This is a genomic window from Streptomyces uncialis (assembly GCF_036250755.1).
GTDB lineage: Bacteria > Actinomycetota > Actinomycetes > Streptomycetales > Streptomycetaceae > Streptomyces > Streptomyces uncialis.
In genome coordinates this window covers 8,293,706-8,310,516 of sequence record NZ_CP109583.1, presented here as the reverse complement: position 1 = coordinate 8,310,516, position 16,811 = coordinate 8,293,706, and the positions used below count along the sequence as shown (strand labels likewise).

General features: G+C 73.5%; 14 protein-coding genes. 13 read left to right on the top strand and 1 reads right to left on the bottom strand.

What is annotated here, in order from left to right; genetic code table 11:
• Window positions 1-35 precede the first annotated feature (35 nt).
• From OG711_RS34905 to OG711_RS34875, 7 genes are all read left to right on the top strand, one after another.
• Window positions 36-1,904: a 2-oxoacid:acceptor oxidoreductase subunit alpha gene (locus tag OG711_RS34905; protein WP_329562629.1), complete on the top strand. Its 1,869-nt coding sequence runs from the start codon at window positions 36-38 to the stop codon at window positions 1,902-1,904.
• Window positions 1,897-2,943 (top strand): 2-oxoacid:ferredoxin oxidoreductase subunit beta, encoded by a 1,047-nt coding sequence (locus OG711_RS34900; protein ID WP_329562627.1) that lies wholly within the window; start codon window positions 1,897-1,899, stop codon window positions 2,941-2,943. Before OG711_RS34905 ends, OG711_RS34900 begins: the two co-directional genes overlap by 8 nt.
• Window positions 2,944-3,022: 79 nt before the next feature.
• Complete coding sequence (fdxA, locus tag OG711_RS34895) at window positions 3,023-3,337, top strand: ferredoxin (RefSeq protein ID WP_099282936.1); 315 nt, start codon at window positions 3,023-3,025, stop codon at window positions 3,335-3,337.
• A gap of 54 nt (window positions 3,338-3,391) precedes the next feature.
• Window positions 3,392-5,518 (top strand): hydantoinase/oxoprolinase family protein, encoded by a 2,127-nt coding sequence (locus tag OG711_RS34890; protein ID WP_329562624.1) that lies wholly within the window; start codon window positions 3,392-3,394, stop codon window positions 5,516-5,518.
• The gene (locus tag OG711_RS34885) at window positions 5,515-7,092 is read left to right on the top strand and encodes a hydantoinase B/oxoprolinase family protein (protein ID WP_329562622.1); all 1,578 of its coding nucleotides are present in this window, start codon (window positions 5,515-5,517) and stop codon (window positions 7,090-7,092) included. Before OG711_RS34890 ends, OG711_RS34885 begins: the two co-directional genes overlap by 4 nt.
• A 99-nt stretch (window positions 7,093-7,191) precedes the next feature.
• A complete protein-coding gene (locus OG711_RS34880; protein WP_329562620.1) occupies window positions 7,192-8,724 on the top strand; it encodes a class I adenylate-forming enzyme family protein in 1,533 nt (510 codons plus the stop codon).
• The gene (locus OG711_RS34875; protein ID WP_329562618.1) at window positions 8,721-9,416 is read left to right on the top strand and encodes an RraA family protein; all 696 of its coding nucleotides are present in this window, start codon (window positions 8,721-8,723) and stop codon (window positions 9,414-9,416) included. Before OG711_RS34880 ends, OG711_RS34875 begins: the two co-directional genes overlap by 4 nt.
• Before the next feature lie 50 nt (window positions 9,417-9,466).
• Here the strand turns inward: OG711_RS34875 and OG711_RS34870 are convergent, their stop codons facing one another.
• Window positions 9,467-9,958, bottom strand: coding sequence for an ATP-binding protein (locus OG711_RS34870; RefSeq protein ID WP_099282931.1), 492 nt, complete (start codon window positions 9,956-9,958; stop codon window positions 9,467-9,469).
• A gap of 103 nt (window positions 9,959-10,061) precedes the next feature.
• Between OG711_RS34870 and OG711_RS34865 the strand changes: the two genes are divergently transcribed.
• The 6 genes from OG711_RS34865 to OG711_RS34840 all read left to right on the top strand — a co-directional run bounded on the left by OG711_RS34865 (window position 10,062) and on the right by OG711_RS34840 (window position 16,745).
• A complete protein-coding gene (locus OG711_RS34865) occupies window positions 10,062-10,874 on the top strand; it encodes an SAM-dependent methyltransferase (RefSeq protein WP_329562616.1) in 813 nt (270 codons plus the stop codon).
• Between the two features lie 149 nt (window positions 10,875-11,023).
• The gene (locus OG711_RS34860) at window positions 11,024-11,401 is read left to right on the top strand and encodes a DUF779 domain-containing protein (RefSeq protein WP_099282929.1); all 378 of its coding nucleotides are present in this window, start codon (window positions 11,024-11,026) and stop codon (window positions 11,399-11,401) included.
• Window positions 11,402-11,602: 201 nt separating this feature from the next.
• Window positions 11,603-12,886, top strand: coding sequence for a phosphodiester glycosidase family protein (locus tag OG711_RS34855; RefSeq protein WP_405675087.1), 1,284 nt, complete (start codon window positions 11,603-11,605; stop codon window positions 12,884-12,886).
• Window positions 12,887-12,984: 98 nt separating this feature from the next.
• Window positions 12,985-13,719: a response regulator transcription factor gene (locus OG711_RS34850; RefSeq protein WP_073789086.1), complete on the top strand. Its 735-nt coding sequence runs from the start codon at window positions 12,985-12,987 to the stop codon at window positions 13,717-13,719.
• Complete coding sequence (locus OG711_RS34845; protein WP_329562612.1) at window positions 13,706-15,925, top strand: ATP-binding protein; 2,220 nt, start codon at window positions 13,706-13,708, stop codon at window positions 15,923-15,925. The genes OG711_RS34850 and OG711_RS34845 overlap by 14 nt, the downstream gene beginning before the upstream one ends.
• A 250-nt stretch (window positions 15,926-16,175) precedes the next feature.
• Window positions 16,176-16,745, top strand: coding sequence for a hypothetical protein (locus tag OG711_RS34840; protein WP_329562610.1), 570 nt, complete (start codon window positions 16,176-16,178; stop codon window positions 16,743-16,745).
• Window positions 16,746-16,811 lie beyond the last annotated feature (66 nt).

Genomic DNA, 16,811 nt, shown 5'->3' with positions numbered 1-16,811 from the left:
TGCGGGACCTCCCTGCGATCTCAGGAGTCGCGATCATGTCCAAGCAGGTCAGAGCCGTCCCCTCGGTGGTGATCCGGTTCGCCGGTGACTCCGGTGACGGTATGCAGCTCACCGGTGAGCGGTTCACCGCGCAGACGGCGGCCTTCGGGAACGATCTGGCGACGCTGCCCGACTTCCCCGCCGAGATCCGCGCCCCCGCCGGCACCCTCCCCGGGGTCTCGGCGTTCCAGCTCCACTTCGCCGACCACGGGGTGAGCACCCCGGGCGACAGCGCGGACGTACTCGTCGCGATGAACCCGGCCGCGCTGCGCGCCAATCTCGGACATCTGCGGGACGGCGCCCAGATCATCGTGGACGCCGACCGGTTCACCCCGCGCGCGCTGACGAAGGCGGGATACCAGGCCGATCCCCTGACCGACGGCACGCTGGACGGGTATGTGCTGCGGCCGGTGCCGCTCACCACCCTCACGGTCACCGCGCTGAAGGACTCCGGGCTGTCCCGCAAGGACGCCGAGCGGGCCAGGAACATGTTCGCGCTGGGGCTGCTGTCCTGGATGTACCAGCGGCCGACCGAGGGCACCCGGACCCATCTGGAACGGAGGTTCGCGCGGAAGCCGGAGATCCTGCGGGCCAACCTCACCGCGTTCGGGGCGGGTTGGAACTTCGGTGAGACGACCGAGGCGTTCGCCGTGACCTGCACGGTCGCCCCGGCGCCCGCGCCGCCCGGTGTGTACCGGAACATCACCGGCAATCTCGCCCTGTCGTACGGACTGGTGGCCGCCGCCCAGCGGGCCGGGCTGCCGCTGTTCCTCGGCTCGTACCCGATCACACCGGCCTCCGACATCCTGCACGAGCTGAGCCGGCACAAGGACCTCGGGGTCACCACCTTCCAGGCGGAGGACGAGATCGCCGCCGTCAGCGCGGCGCTGGGGGCCGCGTTCGGCGGATCGCTCGGGGTGACCACGACCTCGGGGCCGGGGATCGCGCTCAAGGCGGAGGCCGTCGGGCTCGCGGTGACCCTGGAACTGCCGCTGGTCGTCGTGGACGTCCAGCGCGGCGGGCCCTCCACCGGGCTGCCGACCAGGACCGAGCAGGCGGATCTCCTCCAGGTGCTCCACGGCCGCAACGGCGAGTCGCCGCTGCCGGTGCTCGCGGCGAGTTCCCCGGCCGACTGCTTCGACACGACGCTGGAGGCGGTACGGATAGCTCTGGCGTACCGGACCCCGGTGGTGCTGCTGTCCGACGGATACCTCGCCAACGGCTCCGAGCCGTGGCTCGTCCCGAAGGCCGCCGAACTGCCGGACCTGTCGGCCGTGTTCTCCTTCGCGACCGGCCCCAACGGCACGGCCGCCGACGGATCGCCGCGGTTCCTGCCGTACCTGCGGGACCCGGTCACCCTGGCCCGGCCCTGGGCGGTGCCCGGCACCCCGGGTCTGGAACACCGGATCGGCGGGCTGGAGAAGGCCGACGGGACGGGCGACATCTCCTACGACGCGGACAACCACGAGTTCATGGTGCGCGTGCGGCAGGCGAAGGTCGACGGGATCGCCCGGGACCTGCCGCCGCTGACGGTGGACGACCCCGGCGGGGACGCCCGGGTCCTGGTGCTCGGCTGGGGCTCGACCGCCGGGCCGATCGCCGCCGCGTGCGACGCGGTCCGGGCCGCGGGACGCCCGGTCGCCCGGGCCCATCTGCGGCACCTCAACCCCTTTCCCGCGGAACTCGGGGACATCCTCGCGGCCTACGACCGGGTCGTGGTGCCCGAGATGAACCTGGGTCAGCTCGCCCTGCTGCTGCGTGGCCGCTATCTGGTCGACGTGGTGTCCGTGACCCAGGTGCGCGGGACCCCGTTCAAGGCCGCCGATCTGCGGACGGCCGTCGAGAAGGTGATCTGCGATGTCTGAGACGGTGACCACGCCACCTGGCGCCCGGGGCCCGGCGCTGGAGCTGACGGCGAAAGACTTCCGCTCCGGTGAGGAGGTCCGCTGGTGCCCCGGCTGCGGCGACTACGCCGTCCTCGCCGCCGTCCAGGGGTTCCTGCCGGAACTGGGGCTGCGCCGGGAGGACATCGTGTGCGTCTCCGGGATCGGCTGCTCGTCCCGCTTCCCGTACTACATGAACACCTACGGTATGCACTCCATCCACGGACGGGCACCCGCGATCGCCACGGGTCTGTCGGTGTCCCGGCCGGATCTGTCGGTATGGGTGGTCACCGGGGACGGCGACGCCCTGTCCATCGGCGGCAACCATCTGATCCACGCGCTGCGCCGCAATGTGAACATCACGATCCTGCTGTTCAACAACCGTGTCTACGGCCTGACCAAGGGCCAGTACAGCCCGACCTCGGAGCCCGGGAAGATCACCAAGTCGTCACCGATGGGCTCCGTCGACACCCCGTTCGACCCGGTCGGTCTGGCGCTCGGCGCCGGTGCCGGGTTCGTGGCCCGCACCATCGACTCGGACCGCGCGCATCTGACCTCGGTGCTCCGGGAGGCCGCCCGGTACGAGGGCACCGCGCTGGTGGAGATCTACCAGAACTGCAACATCTTCAACGACGGCGCGTTCGAGGTCCTCAAGAACCGGGCGACCCGCGACGACCATCTGCTGCGGCTGACCCACGGGGCGCCGCTGCGGTACGGCGCCGGGGGCGCGCGGACCGTCGTACGCGGGCCGTCCGGCGCGCTGACCCCGGCCGGCCGGGACGGCGCGGAACCACCGGGCGAGGTGGTGCACGACGCCCATGACCCGGACCCGGCGGGCGCGTTCGCCCTGTCGCGGCTGCCGGAGAACGGCGGTCCGACCCCGGTCGGCGTCTTCCGCTCGGTGGCCAGGCCCTCGTACGACCGGCTGGTGGCCGACCAGTTGCGCCGGGCCGCGGCCGACGGCGCCGGCCGCGATCTCGACACGCTGCTGACCGGCCGCGACACCTGGACCGCCGGATGAGCCGCCGCCCGGCCCACCGCCGCCCCCGCTCCCCCCGGCCGCCCTCTCCCCGTCCCCCTTCGCGCCCCAGGAGGTGCCCATGGCCTATGTGATCGGGACGAACTGCGTCGACGTCAAGGACCGCACCTGTATCGACGAGTGCCCCGTCGACTGCATCTACGAGGGGGACCGGATGCTGTACATCCACCCCGGCGACTGCGTCGACTGCGGCGCCTGCGAACCGGTCTGCCCGGTCCAGGCCATCTACCCGGCCGACAGCCTGCCCCCCGAGTGGCAGTGGCATCTGACCGCCGCGGCCGAGGTGCTGTCCGGCCATCCGGACGAGCCCTCGGCGGGCCCGGTGCCCGATCACCGGGACGTCACCCTGCTGCCCCCGAAGCCCGACCCCGCATGACCCCCGGACCGGGACGGACCCTCCTTCCCGCCACGACCAGAGAAGAGGCCAGACGTGACTGATTGGCGCCTTGCCGTGGACATCGGCGGCACCTTCACCGATGTCGTCCTCCTCGACGCCGACACCGGACGTGTCGTCGTGGAGAAGACGCTCACCACCCCGTCCGCGCCGCTCGGCGGCGTCCGGGCCGGTGTGCTGTCCGCACTGGACAAGGCCGGGATCTCCCCCGGCGACATCACCCGCCCCATCGTCCACGCGACCACCCTGATCACCAACGCGCTGATCGAGGGCAAGACCGGCCGCGCGGCCCTGGTCACCACCGACGGTTTCGGTGACACGCTGGAGATCCGCAGCGAGCACCGCTACGACATGTACGACCTCCAGATCGAGTTCCCCGCGCCGCCGATCCCCCGCGACCTGGTCTTCGAGATCAACGAACGGACCTCGGCGAGCGGTACGGTCCTCACCCGGCCGACGGAGACGGGGCTCGACACCCTCGCCGAGGAACTGCGCCGGCACGATGTCGAGGCGGTCGCGGTCTGTCTGCTGAACTCGTACGCCAACGCCGGGAACGAGCGGCTGGTGACGGAGGGGCTGGCCAAGCGGCTCGGGGTGCCGGTGTGCGCCTCGCACGAGGTGACACCGCAGATCCGTGAGTACCCGCGCATGATCACCACGGTGTGCAACGCGGCGACGATGCCGGTCATCGGCCCGTATCTCAAGGAGCTCCAGGACTGGCTCACGGAGACCGGGTTCGGCGCGTCGGTGCTGATGATGCTCTCCAACGGCGGTGTGGTCTCCGCGGACGACGCCCGCAGGGTGCCGATCCGGCTGGTCGAGTCGGGTCCGGCGGCGGGCGCCCTGGCGGGTGTCTGGTACGCGCGGCGGCTCGGCGAGGAGCGGCTGTTCTGCTTCGACATGGGCGGCACGACCGCCAAGTCGTGTCTGATCGAGGACTACCGGCCCGAGCTGACCAACGAGTTCGAGGTGGCGCGGGTCTACCGCTTCAAGAAGGGTTCCGGCTACCCCTGTTCGATCCCTTCGGTCGACCTGGTGGAGATCGGCGCGGGCGGCGGCAGCCTGGCCCGGGTGGACGGCCTGGGCCTGCTGAAGGCGGGCCCCGACTCGGCGGGCGCGGACCCGGGCCCGGTCAGTTACGCCCGGGGCGGGACCGTCCCGGCGACCACCGACGCGGACCTGGTGATGGGCCTGCTGGACCCGGAGTACTTCCTGGGCGGTGAGATGCCCCTGGACCTCGCGGGGGCACGCGACGCGTTCGCGCCGCTCGGCGAGCGGCTCGGCGCGTCCGCCGACGACACGGCGGTCGGGGTGTACGAGGTCATCAACCAGAACATGGCGGCCTCGGCCCGGATGCACGCCGTGGAGCGCGGTATCGATCTGCGGGGCGTGGCGCTGATCGCGTTCGGCGGCGCGGGACCCGTGCACGCGTGCGGGGTGGCGACGCTGCTGGAGGCGCCCCGGGTGATCTTCCCGGTGAACGCGAGTGTGCTGTCCGCGTTCGGCACGCTGGTCTCCCCGGTCCGGATCGACCTGGCGCGGTCGATGGTCCGTGCCCTGGACGGGCGGGTCGACGCCGACCGCGACCTGCTTCTGGAGGACATGCGCCAGGAGGGCCGCCGGGTGCTCGCGGCGGCGGGCGCGGCCTCGGGGGATGTGCGCTTCCGCTACGGCCTGGACGCCCGCTACGAGGGCCAGGGCAACGAGATCACGCTGTGGGTGGGCGAGGGCGCGGCCTGGCCGTCGTCGCTGGCGGAGACCCTGGAGCTGTTCCACGGCGAGTACGAGAAGATCTACGGTCTGCGCATCCCCGATGTGGGGGTCGAGGTCGTGACCTGGCGGGTGGCCGCCTGGTCGGACGCCCCCGGGTTCGAGGTACCGGCCGTGGCCGCCGGCAGCGGTACGCCGGTGCCGGACCGGCACCGTCCCGCCCGCTTCCGCCGGGGCGAGGAGCCCGTACCCGTACCCGTCTACCGGCGGGCCGAACTCGGCGCGGGCGACCGCTTCGAGGGGCCCGCGCTGGTCGAGGAGCGGGAGACGACATCGGTGATCCCCGGCGGCTGGAGCTGTGAGGTCGCCGCCGACGGGTCGATCGTCGCGACCGCGACCGCGCCGGCCGAGCGGCCTGTCACCGTCGAGCAGAACGAGGAGGTCTCCGCATGAGCCGTACCTTCGACGCCATCGAGCTGGAAGTCCTGTGGGGCTCCCTGGTGGCGACCGTCAACGAACAGGCCAAGGCCCTTCAGCGGTCGGCGTTCAGTCCGATCGTGCGGGAGGCGGGCGACCTCGCGAACGCGCTGTTCGACCGGCGCGGCCGGATGGTCGCGCAGGCCGTGACCGGGACGCCCGGCCACATCAACTCCCTCGCCATCGCGTGCCGCAACATCCTGGACCGGCACCCGGTCGACTCCCTCACCCCGGGGGACGTCCTCATCACCAACGACCCGTACCAGACGGCGGGTCAGCTCCTCGATGTGACGGTGCTGGTCCCGGTGTGGCGGGGCGGCCGGGTCATCGGCTTCTTCGGCTCCACGATCCACCACACCGATGTCGGCGGGTACGGCATCGGCGCGGGCGCCCGGGACGTGTTCGAGGAGGGCCTGTGGATACCGATCAGCAAGCTGATGACGGCGGGGGTGCGCAACGAACCGGTGTGGGACTTCATCCTGGCCAATGTCCGCCAGCCCCAGCACATGGCGGGTGATCTGCACGCGCAGATGGCGTCCGGCGAGGTGGGCGCGGTCCGGCTCCAGGCCCTGCTGGACTCGTACGACCTCCCGGACGTGGAGGAGCTGGCCGACGAGGTGATCCGCCGCTCGGAGGAGGCCACCCGGCGGGCGATCCGTGAACTGCCGGGCGGGGTGTACCGGGCGTCGTCGGTGCTGGACCTGGCGGACGGTTCGGAGATCACCATCGAGGTCGCGGTGACCGTGGACGCCGACAAGGGCGAGATCCTGGTCGACTACGCGGGTTCGTCGGGCGCCAGCCCGTTCGGGATCAACGTCGTCAAGAACTACACCCACGCGTACACCACGTTCACCCTGCGCAGTCTGCTCAACCCGGAGATCCCCAACAACGCGGGCTCGCTGGCGCCGATCTCGGTGGAGGCGCCGGAGGGCAGCATCGTCAACGCGCGGCCGCCGTCCCCGTGCACGGCCCGTCATGTGGTGGGGATGTTCCTGCCGATGCCGCTGCTCCAGGCGATGTCGCAGGCGCTGCCCGACGCGGTGATGGCGGAGGGTTCGGCTGCGGTGTGGACGATGCAGGTCAGCGGCCATGATGCGGAGGGCAGGCCGTTCATCACGGCGATGTTCACCTACGCGGGCGGGGTCGGCGCGCGGGCCACCAAGCCGGGCCTGTCGACGACGTCGTACCCGACGGGTGTGTCGGCGGTGCCGCTGGAGGTGGTGGAGGCGTCCGCGCCGATCCGGTTCCTGCGCAAGGAGCTGCGCCGGGGTTCGGGCGGCAAGGGCGCCCAGGTCGGCGGGATGGGCCAGACCATCGAGTTCACCGTCGACTCGCCCTCGCCCTGGGTCCTCAACGCGGTCACCTCCCGGCTGGCCCGGGGACCTCTGGGTGTCTTCGGCGGCGGCGCCGGGGCGACCGGCCGGTTCCTGGTGAACGGTGAACCGGTGCGCACCCAGGCCCGGATCACGCTCCAGCCCGGGGACGTCGTCCGGCTGGAGCTGCCCGGCGGCGGCGGGTACGGGCCGGTCCCGGCGACCGCCGCGGTGTGACCCGCGCCCCGGGCGCCCGGGGTGTCCCCGCACACCGGCGGGCCGCCCCGGGCTCCCGGCACCCTGACGTACCCCATCCGCATCGGACCGGAGGCTGACATGGCCGGCACACCACCCACCTTCGCGGACCGCTGGGCGGACACCGCCGCGGCCCTCCCCGGGACGACGTTCCTCGTCTGGGAGGCCCCGGACGGGAGCGTGACCCGGTGGACGTACGGCGCGTTCGACGACCTGGTGGCCCGGGTCGCCGGGGGCCTGCGGGAACGGGGGGTCGTCCGGGGTTCCCGGGTGGGTGTGGCCCTGCCCAACTGCCCGGCGTTCGTGGCGCTGTGGCTGGCGCTGGCCCGGCTGGGCGCGGCGATGGTGTGCTCCGATCCGTCGGCGCGGGCCCCCGAGTTCGCGGAGCAGTTGCGCCGGACCGGTGCGCGGCTCGGGTTCTGCGGGCCCGAACAGTACGCCGAGTACCGCCGGGGGGCGTCGGCGGCCGGTGCCACGGCGTACGAAGCACCCCTCACGGATGTCGAGTTGTCGACATTGACGGGCGAACAGCGGGTCCGGGAGTCCGAGACGGTGGCGGACGACGTCCTGGGGCTGATGTTCACCTCGGGGACGACGGCCGCGCCCAAGTGCGTGATGGTGACCCAGGCCAACTACGTGTTCGCCGGGGAGGTGATGGCGGCGGCCTCGGCGCTGCGGACGACGGACCGTCAGCTCGTGGTGCTGCCGCTGTTCCACGCCAACGCCCAGTACTACTCGTTCGCCCCGGCGATCACCAGGGGCGCGAGTGTCGCCCTGATGCCGCGGTTCTCCGCGAGCGGGCTGCTGGGCCAGGCGGCCCGCCACCGGGCCACCCATCTGAGCCTGTTCGCCGCGCCGATCCGGATGGTGCTCGCGCGCGGCGCGACCCCGGTGAGCGGGCTGTGCGTCACGCACTGCTGGTACGCGCAGAACGTCACCGACGAGCAGTACGAGCGGTTCGCCGCCCTCATCGGCTGCCGTCCGCGTCAGCTGTACGGCATGACGGAGACCGTTCCGGCGGTGCTCACCAACGGCGCGGTCGGCCCACAGCCCCGCTCCATGGGGGTGGCCACGCTGGGCTGCCGGGTGACGGTACGGGACCCGGACTCGGGCCGGACGGCCGGGACCGGCGAGGAGGGCGAGGTGTTCGTCGGGGGTGAGCCGGGCCGGACGCTGTTCGCCGGGTATCTGGACGACCCGGTGACGACGGCGGCGTCGTTCCCGTTCGGCGACGGCTGGTTCGCCACCGGGGACCGGGCGCGGGTGGACGCGCGGGGCAGGTTCTTCTTCGCGGGGCGGCGCGGCGATGTGCTGAAGGTGTCCGGCGAGAACGTGTCGCTGGTGGAGGTCGAGGCGGTGCTGGCGGACCATCCGGCGGTCCTGGAGGCGGCGGTGGTCGGTGAGCCCGATCCGGTGCGTGACGAGGTGCCCGTGGCGTATGTGGTGGCCGTACCGGACTGCGCGCCGGACGCGCTGGACGACCTCGCCGCGTGGTGCGCGCGGCGGTTGGCGAAGTCCAAGCGTCCGGTGCGGTTCGAGCGGGTGCCGGAGCTGCCGCGCACCTCGGTGGGGAAGATCCGCAAGTTCCGGCTCACCGAAGGGGGCCGTCCATGACGACCTGGCGTTTTCCGTTCGCGTCACCGGACCGGCTACCGGCGGCCACCGCGCTGGCCGATGTCCTCCAGCTGCGGGGCGCCGCCGGCTGGCTGACCCCGCCGCTGCGGCCCGTCCGGCGCGGCCCGGCGGTCCCGGTCCTCGCGGCAGCCCGTACGGTCCGGCTGGCCCCGGGCCCCGGGCCGCACGGGCTGGGCCCGTTGCGGTCGCTGCTCGGGGAGGATCTGACGGGCCGGGTGCTGGTGATCGCCGGGGCGTCGCACGTGCCCGGCGCGGTGTGGGGCGAGATCTTGACGGAAGCGGCCCTCGCGCGCGGCGCGTGCGGGGCGCTGGTGGAGGGCCTGGTCCGGGACGTCCCGGCGCTGGAGCGGCTGGCGTTGCCCGTATGGGCGCTCGGCGAGGCGACGGCGGGACCGGGCACCGGGGTCCATGTCGCGGAGGTGGGCGGCCCGGTGTCACCGGGCGGCGTGCCCCTGACCGACGGCACGCCCGTCCTGCTGGACGACGGCGGGGCGGTGGCCCTGCCGGACGCGCCGGACGAGGCGGCCACGCTTCTCGCGGACGCGGCGGCGTACTCCGCCGCCGAGGAGGAGGTGCTGGCCGCGCTGGGCGCGGGCCTGCGGATGCCGCTGGCCTACCGCCCGAAGGCGGCGCTGGTCACCCGGCTGCGGGGCCGCGGCCCCACCGGGTGACGGGGGCGGTTCCCCGCCCGGACGGCGACGCCGCCGCTCCCCCTCCACGGCTACAGCTCCACCCACACGACCTGGTGATGGTCGGAGTCCCGGGTGCCCCAGGCGCCGGACAGCGCCTCGACGATCTCCAGCCCCCGGGGGTGCTCGCGCAGCGAGTGCGGCGAGCCGGGTGTGCTCTCCCGGCTGTGCGCGCCCCGCTGACCGGGCATGCACACGCACGGCCCGCTCTGGACGGTGAGCCGGACCGTGCCGCCCGGCCAGTGCTGGACCTGGCAGTGGACACGGCCGTCGGAGGGCAGACCGCGTTCGGCGGGGCGGTGCCGGACGGCGTGGGTGACGAGCTCGGACATCAGCAGGGTGGCCGTGTCGGTGACCTGCGGGTCCACCCGCCAGCGGGCGAGCGCGGCACGGGTGTGGGATCGCGCCTGCCGGGGGCCCTCCGGACCGGCCTCCACCCAACGGCTGAGGGTCCGGGGGCGTTCCCCCGCCCCCGCGTCCCCCGGCGGCACCGGCCGCCGGGTGGGGGGCTCGTCGTCCGTCATGATTTCAACGATCCACGCAATGCGCGCGTTCCGCAATATGCATACATAAAGTAATAGGGTGTGACGAAGAGTGTGATCCGCTCAGGCCCCGAGGAGCCCGACCGTGACCGACCCCACGCCCGCGCGGCGGGCACCGACGGGCGTGGACACGAGCGTCCCCCACTCCGCGCGGATCTGGAACTTCTGGCAGGGCGGCGAGTACTTCTACGAGGCCGACCGGATCGCCGGGGAGGCTTTCGCGGCCGAGGTGCCCGAGATCCGCGAGCTGGCGCTGTCGAGCCGTCAGTTCCTGCGCCGGACCGTGCGCTGGGCGCTGGCCGGGGCGGGCCTGCGCCAGGTGCTCGACCTGGGGGCGGGACTGCCCTCCGCGCCGGACGTCCATGAGATCGCGCGGGCCGTCGACCCGCTGTGCCGGGTGGTGTACGTCGACAACGACCCGATGGTCACGGCCCACCGGGTATCCGGTCCGGACAGCGCGCCCGACGACGCGACCGCGTACGTCCACGCCGATGTCCGGGACACCGCTCATGTGCTGGCCGAGGCCGCGCGCGTCCTGGACCTCGGGCGTCCCACGGCGCTGGTGCTCAGCGACATGCTGGGCCACATCAGCGATCTCGACGAGGCGTACGGCGTGGTGGAACGGCTGGTCGGGGCGGTCGCGCCGGGCAGTCTGCTGGTGCTGAGCCACAGCGCGCCCAGTTCCCTGCTGCCCCGGCTCACCGCCGCGAACGACGCGTACGCCGGCAGCGGCGGCACCCCCTATGTGCTGCGGACCCCGGAGCAGATCGCCGGATTCTTCGAGGGGCTCGAACTGGTCCCGCCCGGCCTCGTCCCGATGCCCCGCTGGCGTCCGGACGGCAGCACCCTGAGGAGTACGGCGGATGTCGGCTGGGGCGCGGTCGCCCGGATCGGCTGACCCGCAACGTCCCCGCAACGTCGGGCACGGCACCCTGTCGGGCAGGGTGCGCCATCGACAGGGCCGCGCGAGGGCCGGGACGGCGTACCCGTGGTCCGCCCACCGGACGGGCCGTACGCGCCCCCCGTAGCCGAGCCCCGGGACACCGTATGGACAGCACGGACCCCACCGGCCCCCCGCCCGCCCGGGTGGAGCTGACCCATGCCGCGGCCGAGCTGCTGCGCCGACTGCGCGCGGAGCACGGGCCGCTGATGTTCCATCAGTCGGGCGGCTGCTGCGACGGCAGCGCCCCCATGTGCTTCCCGGCGGGTGAGTTCCGTACCGGTGACTCCGATGTGCTGCTCGCCGAGCTCGACGTCGAGGGCTGCGGCGAACCCGTCCCGTTCTGGATGTCGCGCAGCCAGTTCGCGCTGTGGAGCCACACCCGGCTGATCGTCGACGTGGTGCCGGGGCGCGGTGGCGGCTTCTCCCTGGAGGCACCCGAAGGAGTGCGATTTCTGATCCGTTCGCGTCTGGTCGGCACGTAGTCACCCCTGACACGGCCCTCCTTCTGATGGACTCGCCCACCGACCGAAAACCGGCCTTCCGGACAGAAGTTGGCGCGGCGGCCGGCGGAAGGAGCGCGATCAGTGACAGAACGCGGTACGGGAGCCCCACCCCGGCTCGGTACGGAGCGCCACGACGGACCCGCCGCCCGCACCCGTGAACGCGGGCGGTTCAAGGCTTTGCTGGCGGTGGGCCTGACCTGTGCGGCCCTGACCGGCACTGCGCTGTCCGCCGCGCCGCAGGCCAGCGGCGCCCAGGCGGGCGAGGCGTTCGCGGGCGCCGCGAAGCGCCCCGGAAGCGTCAAGGTCCACGGCGCCCCGCCCGGCGCCCACGGTCTGCTGGGGGTGACCGAGCGGATCGCCACCGGGGTGACGTACCGGCACTACGACATCGGCACCCCGCGCGGTACCACCCACGCCCATCTGCTGACCGTCGATCTGGGCGACCCCGGGGTCAAGGTCGATCTGCTCTACCCCTCGGTGGTGGGCGGCCGGGCCACCGTCTCGTCGCTCGCGAACACGGGCGGCGCGATCGCGGGTGTCAACGGCGACTTCTTCAACATCACCGAGGCGCAGCACCCCGGGGTCTCCCCCACCTACGCGCCGGTGGGCCCCGCGATCGCCGCGGGACGGGAGCTGAAGGCGGCCGTCCCGCGCAAGCAGCGCTTCGGTCCGTCGCTGCCGCCCGGCACCAGCACCGAGGACGTGCTGGGGGTCGACACCGAAGGCCGGGCGCGGCTGGACCGGCTGCGGCTCGACGGCGCGGTGACCACCCCCGGCGGCACGCTGAAGCTGCACGGCCTGAACCAGTACGCCCTCAAGGTGGGCTCGGTCGGGGCGTTCACCGCCGACTGGGGCAGCCGTTCCCGGGTCCGCGCGACCTGCGGCAGCGACACCAAGCGCGGCGATCCGTGCAGCGACGACACCCATGAGGTGACCGTGCGCGGCGGCGAGGTCGTCGCCACCCGCGCCACCCCGGGTGACGGACGTGTCCTCCAGGGCACGACCGTGCTGGTCGGCCGGGAGGCGGGCGCGCGTGAGCTGCGCAAGCTGTCGGTCGGCGACCGGGTGACGGTGCGCCACCGGCTGGTTCCGTCGGTGGCGGGGGTGGCGTACCGGTTCGCGATCGGCGGGCACCCCGTGCTGCGGGACGGGGCGCCGCTCAGCGGGCTGGACACCTCGGCGTCGGCCGTGCGGACGGCCGTCGGCATCGACGCCGCCGGGCGGCGGCTGCTGCTGTTCGCGGTGGACGGGGCGAGCGCCTACCGCAAGGGCCTGACCATGGCGGAGCTGGCCCGGGAGCTGCGGGACGCGGGCGCCGACGACGGGTTCAACCTCGACGGCGGCGGCTCGTCCACCCTCGCGGCCCGTAAGGCGGGGGCGACCCGGGTCACGGTGCGCAACCACCCCAGCGACGGCTCGGAACGCATGGTCGCCAACGGGATCGGGGTGTTCGCCACGGGGTGAGACCCCGTCCCCGCCACCGGACGGGGCGGGCACCGGGGAGCGCGCACCCCGTCGATCGTCGTACTTACCCTACGATCGGCGGGGTGTGCGCATATGTCATGGTCGCCGAGGACGACGAGAAGCAGGCCGAGCTGGTCCGCCGCTATCTCGAAAGAGAGGGCCACGGTGTGACGCTGGTCCATGACGGACTGGCGGTCCTGGAACGGGTCCGGCAGCGGGAACCGGATCTGATCGTGCTCGACGTGATGATGCCGAAGGCGGACGGCCTGGACGTGGTGCGGGTGCTGCGGGCCGAGGCCCGTACCGTGCCCGTGCTGATGCTGACGGCCCGCAGCACCGAGGACGATCTGCTGCTCGGGCTGGACCTCGGCGCGGACGACTACATGACCAAGCCGTACAGTCCGCGCGAACTGATGGCCCGGGTACGCACCCTGCTGCGGCGCACCGCCCGGCCGGTGCCCGCCGCCGCTCCCCCGGCGGTCCGGACCCTGGCCGTCGGCGCGCTGGTCGTCGACCCGGACCGCCATGAGGTCCATGTCGACGGCGGCGCCGTGGAGTGCACACCGGGCGAGTTCCGGCTGCTGGCCGCGATGGCAGCCGAACCGGACCGGGTCTTCAGCCGGCAGCGGCTGCTGGAGGAACTCCACGGCTTCGACCGGTACATCAGCATCCGCACGGTCGACGTGCATGTGATGAACCTCCGCAAGAAGATAGAGCGGGCCCCGCGCCGTCCGGCCCGGCTGCTCACCGTCTTCGGGGTCGGCTACAAGCTCACCGATCCGGAGCGGGGCCGTGGCGGGCCGGGCGGGGCCGGGCGACATGCCCAGGCGTGAACGAAGGCGCGGCAAAAGGGCGGAGCGCCGGGCGGAGCGCGGCTCACGGCTGCCGCTGCGCAAGAGCCTGCTGGGCCGGTTCCTCGCCGTGTCGGCGCTGGTCGCCGCGTGTTCGGTGGCGGCGACCGCGTGGATCGCCGTGCAGACGACCTCCGGCGCGATCGAGCAGGAGCAGGGCCGGGCCATCGCGGACGACGCGCGGGTCTACGACACCCTGCTCGCCTACGGCGCCACGCACGCGGGGTGGGAAGGCGTCCAGCGGACCGTGGACGAACTCGCGGAGCGCACGGGACGCCGGGTCACCCTCACCACCAACGAGCAGCGGCGCCCGCTCGCGGACTCCAGCGACCGGGCCGTCCCGCCCGCACTGCCCCCGCATCCCTCCGCGGTCGTCAACCCACTGGCCGTGGACACCGCCCTGTCGGGCCTCACCTCGGGCGGTCCGGGCACGGACCCCGTCACGAGCCGTACGACCGTGACCCCGGGTCCCGTCCGCGAGGGCGAACGGGGCGGGCCCATGCCGGCCCCCCGGACGCCGTTCAAGGAACCCGCTCCCGTGCCCTCCGCGAGGCCCGGGGTCCCCCCTCGGATCGACATCGCGGGATCCGCCGAGGTGCTGCCCTCCCCGCAGGGCGAGCGGACGGCCGCCGAACTGGCGGCCGACCGGATCGACCCGAGAGCGGTGGGGCCGTTCGCGCTGTCCGCGGCCGACCGAGGGGTGCTGCGGGCGCTCGCCGAGCGGCAGGCCCGTTGCTACACCGACCGCGGTTTCACCGTCACCATCGTCACCGGGCCCAGCGGCCGTCCCCGGCTGGAGACCGAGCGGCCGTCCACGACGGCCGACCGCGACGTCTATGTGACGGATGAACTGGACTGCGGCACCGAGGCGCTGGCCACCCCGACGGCGTCCGAGCGCAAGGCGCTGGACACGCTCAACGACCTCACCAACGCCTGTCTCGACCGGCGGGGCCACAGCGAGGTGGAGGTGGCCCTGGATCTGACGTGGTCCTCCGGGTCCCGGGCCGCGAAGTCACGCGCGGACGGCGGGGACCGTCCGGTCGCCACATGTCTGGAGAACGCCCGGCTGGAGCAGCTCGCCTCCCATGTGGCGGAACCCGCGCTGCTGTTCCTCACCGCCCCGGACGGCGGCGCCGAATCCAACTTCGATCTGTCGCCCGCCAACACGGCGAAGATCGCGGGAGCCGCGGCCCTGGTGCTCGCCCTGACGGTCGGGGTGTCGGTCCTCGCGGGCACCCGGCTGGTCCGTCCGCTGCACGCCCTGACCGGTGCGGCCCGCCGGATGCGGGACGGCACGGACGGGGACCGCTGGACCCCGGTACGGGTACCCGCCGACAGCGAGATAGGGCGGCTGGCCGCCGCGTTCAACGACATGGCGGCGCACCGCACCCGGCTGGAGGAGCAGCGCAAGGTGATGGTCAGCGATGTGGCGCACGAGCTGCGGACCCCGCTGAGCACCATCCGGGGCTGGCTGGAGGGTGCCCAGGACGGGGTGGCCGAACTGGACAAGGCGCTGGTGGCGTCGCTGCTGGAGGAGGCGGTGCAGCTCCAGCACATCATCGACGACCTCCAGGACCTGGCCGAGGCGGACGCGGGCGCCCTGCGGCTGAGCCCGGAGCCGGTACGGGTCACGGAGCTGCTGACCCAGGTCGCCGCCGCGCACCGGACCCGGGCGGACGCGGCGGGCGTCACCCTGACCGTGCGGACGGAGGCGGACCCCGTGACGGGGCCGGGCTGCGGGCCCGGCAAGAGTGTGACGGCCCCTCACCACGAGGACCCGTGGGCCGATCCGGTCCGGCTGCGGCAGGCCGTCGGGAACCTCGTGTCCAACGCGATCCGGCACACCCCGTCCGGTGGTGAGGTGTGTGTACGGGCGTTCCGCCGTGGCCCGGACGGTGATCTGGTCGTGGAGGTCCGGGACACCGGGGAAGGGATATCCGCGGAGCAGCTGCCCTATGTCTTCGACCGTTTCTGGCGGGCCGAGAAGTCCCGCAACCGGCGTACCGGCGGCAGCGGTCTGGGGCTCGCGATCGTCCGGCGGCTGATGGAGGCGCACGGCGGGACGGTCGACGTGTCGAGCGTCGTCGGCGTGGGTACGGTCTTCACCCTGTGGTTTCCCATGGCGGCACGGTGGGACCGGGCCACCGGCCCGGACACCGACGGTCGGGGCGTTCCCGCCGATGGTTGAACCGGTGGCGGGTGAACCGGTGGCCGGGTGAAGCGGTGGCCGGGTGAAGCGGTGGCGGGTGAGCGGTGGCCGGGGTGATGCGGTGGCGGGTGGGCCGGTGGCGGGTGGGGGCCGCGCGCGGCCTGATGCGATCAGCACAGTGAGCTGACAGGTTCCTCACAACTGCCCGGCAGCCTTGCGGCATACCCGGGAGGACGGCACCACCGGCCTTCCCGGGTACCCGTAGTCCCTGCTGAAAGGCAACCACGTCATGTCCTCTCGCTCCATCCTGCGTCGTGCGACGCTGCTCACCGCGGCCATCGGCGGGGTGCTCGCCCCGGCCGGCGCGGCCGTAGCGTCCGACGGCGCGCCGGACCGCAGCATCTCCGTGTCCGACTCCGACTCCCCCGCCAAGGCGGAGGTCGTCCAGCCCGACCGCGAGGCCCCCGGCGACAAGGTGACGGTGACCCCGCGCGGCGGCGTCGCGGCTGGCGCGACGACCCCGCCGCGCTCGGCCCCTGCTCCCGAAGCGGCTGCCGGCTCGACACCGGCACCGCGTGTCGTCGACGGCAAGCCGGCCGACAAGAAGATCTCCCTCGCGCCCCGCGGCGGGGTCGCCGCCGGTGAGCCGACGGCCACCCCCGCACCGCGCGTCGTCGACAGCAAGCTGGCCGACAAGAAGGTCTCCCTCGCCCCCCGTGGCGGGGTCGCCGCCGGTGAGCGAGTCGCGGCCGAGGGCGGCGGCTCGACCGCCGTCGCCGGTTCCGCGGCCGGTCGGGTGATGCTCGCGGGCGCCGGGACCATCATGCTGCGCCGCCGCGCGGCGCACCGCAACGGCTGATCCGCCCGGGTGGCGCCGCTCCGTGCGGCGCCACCCGTCCGCGTCATCCGTCCGCGCGGCCCGGAC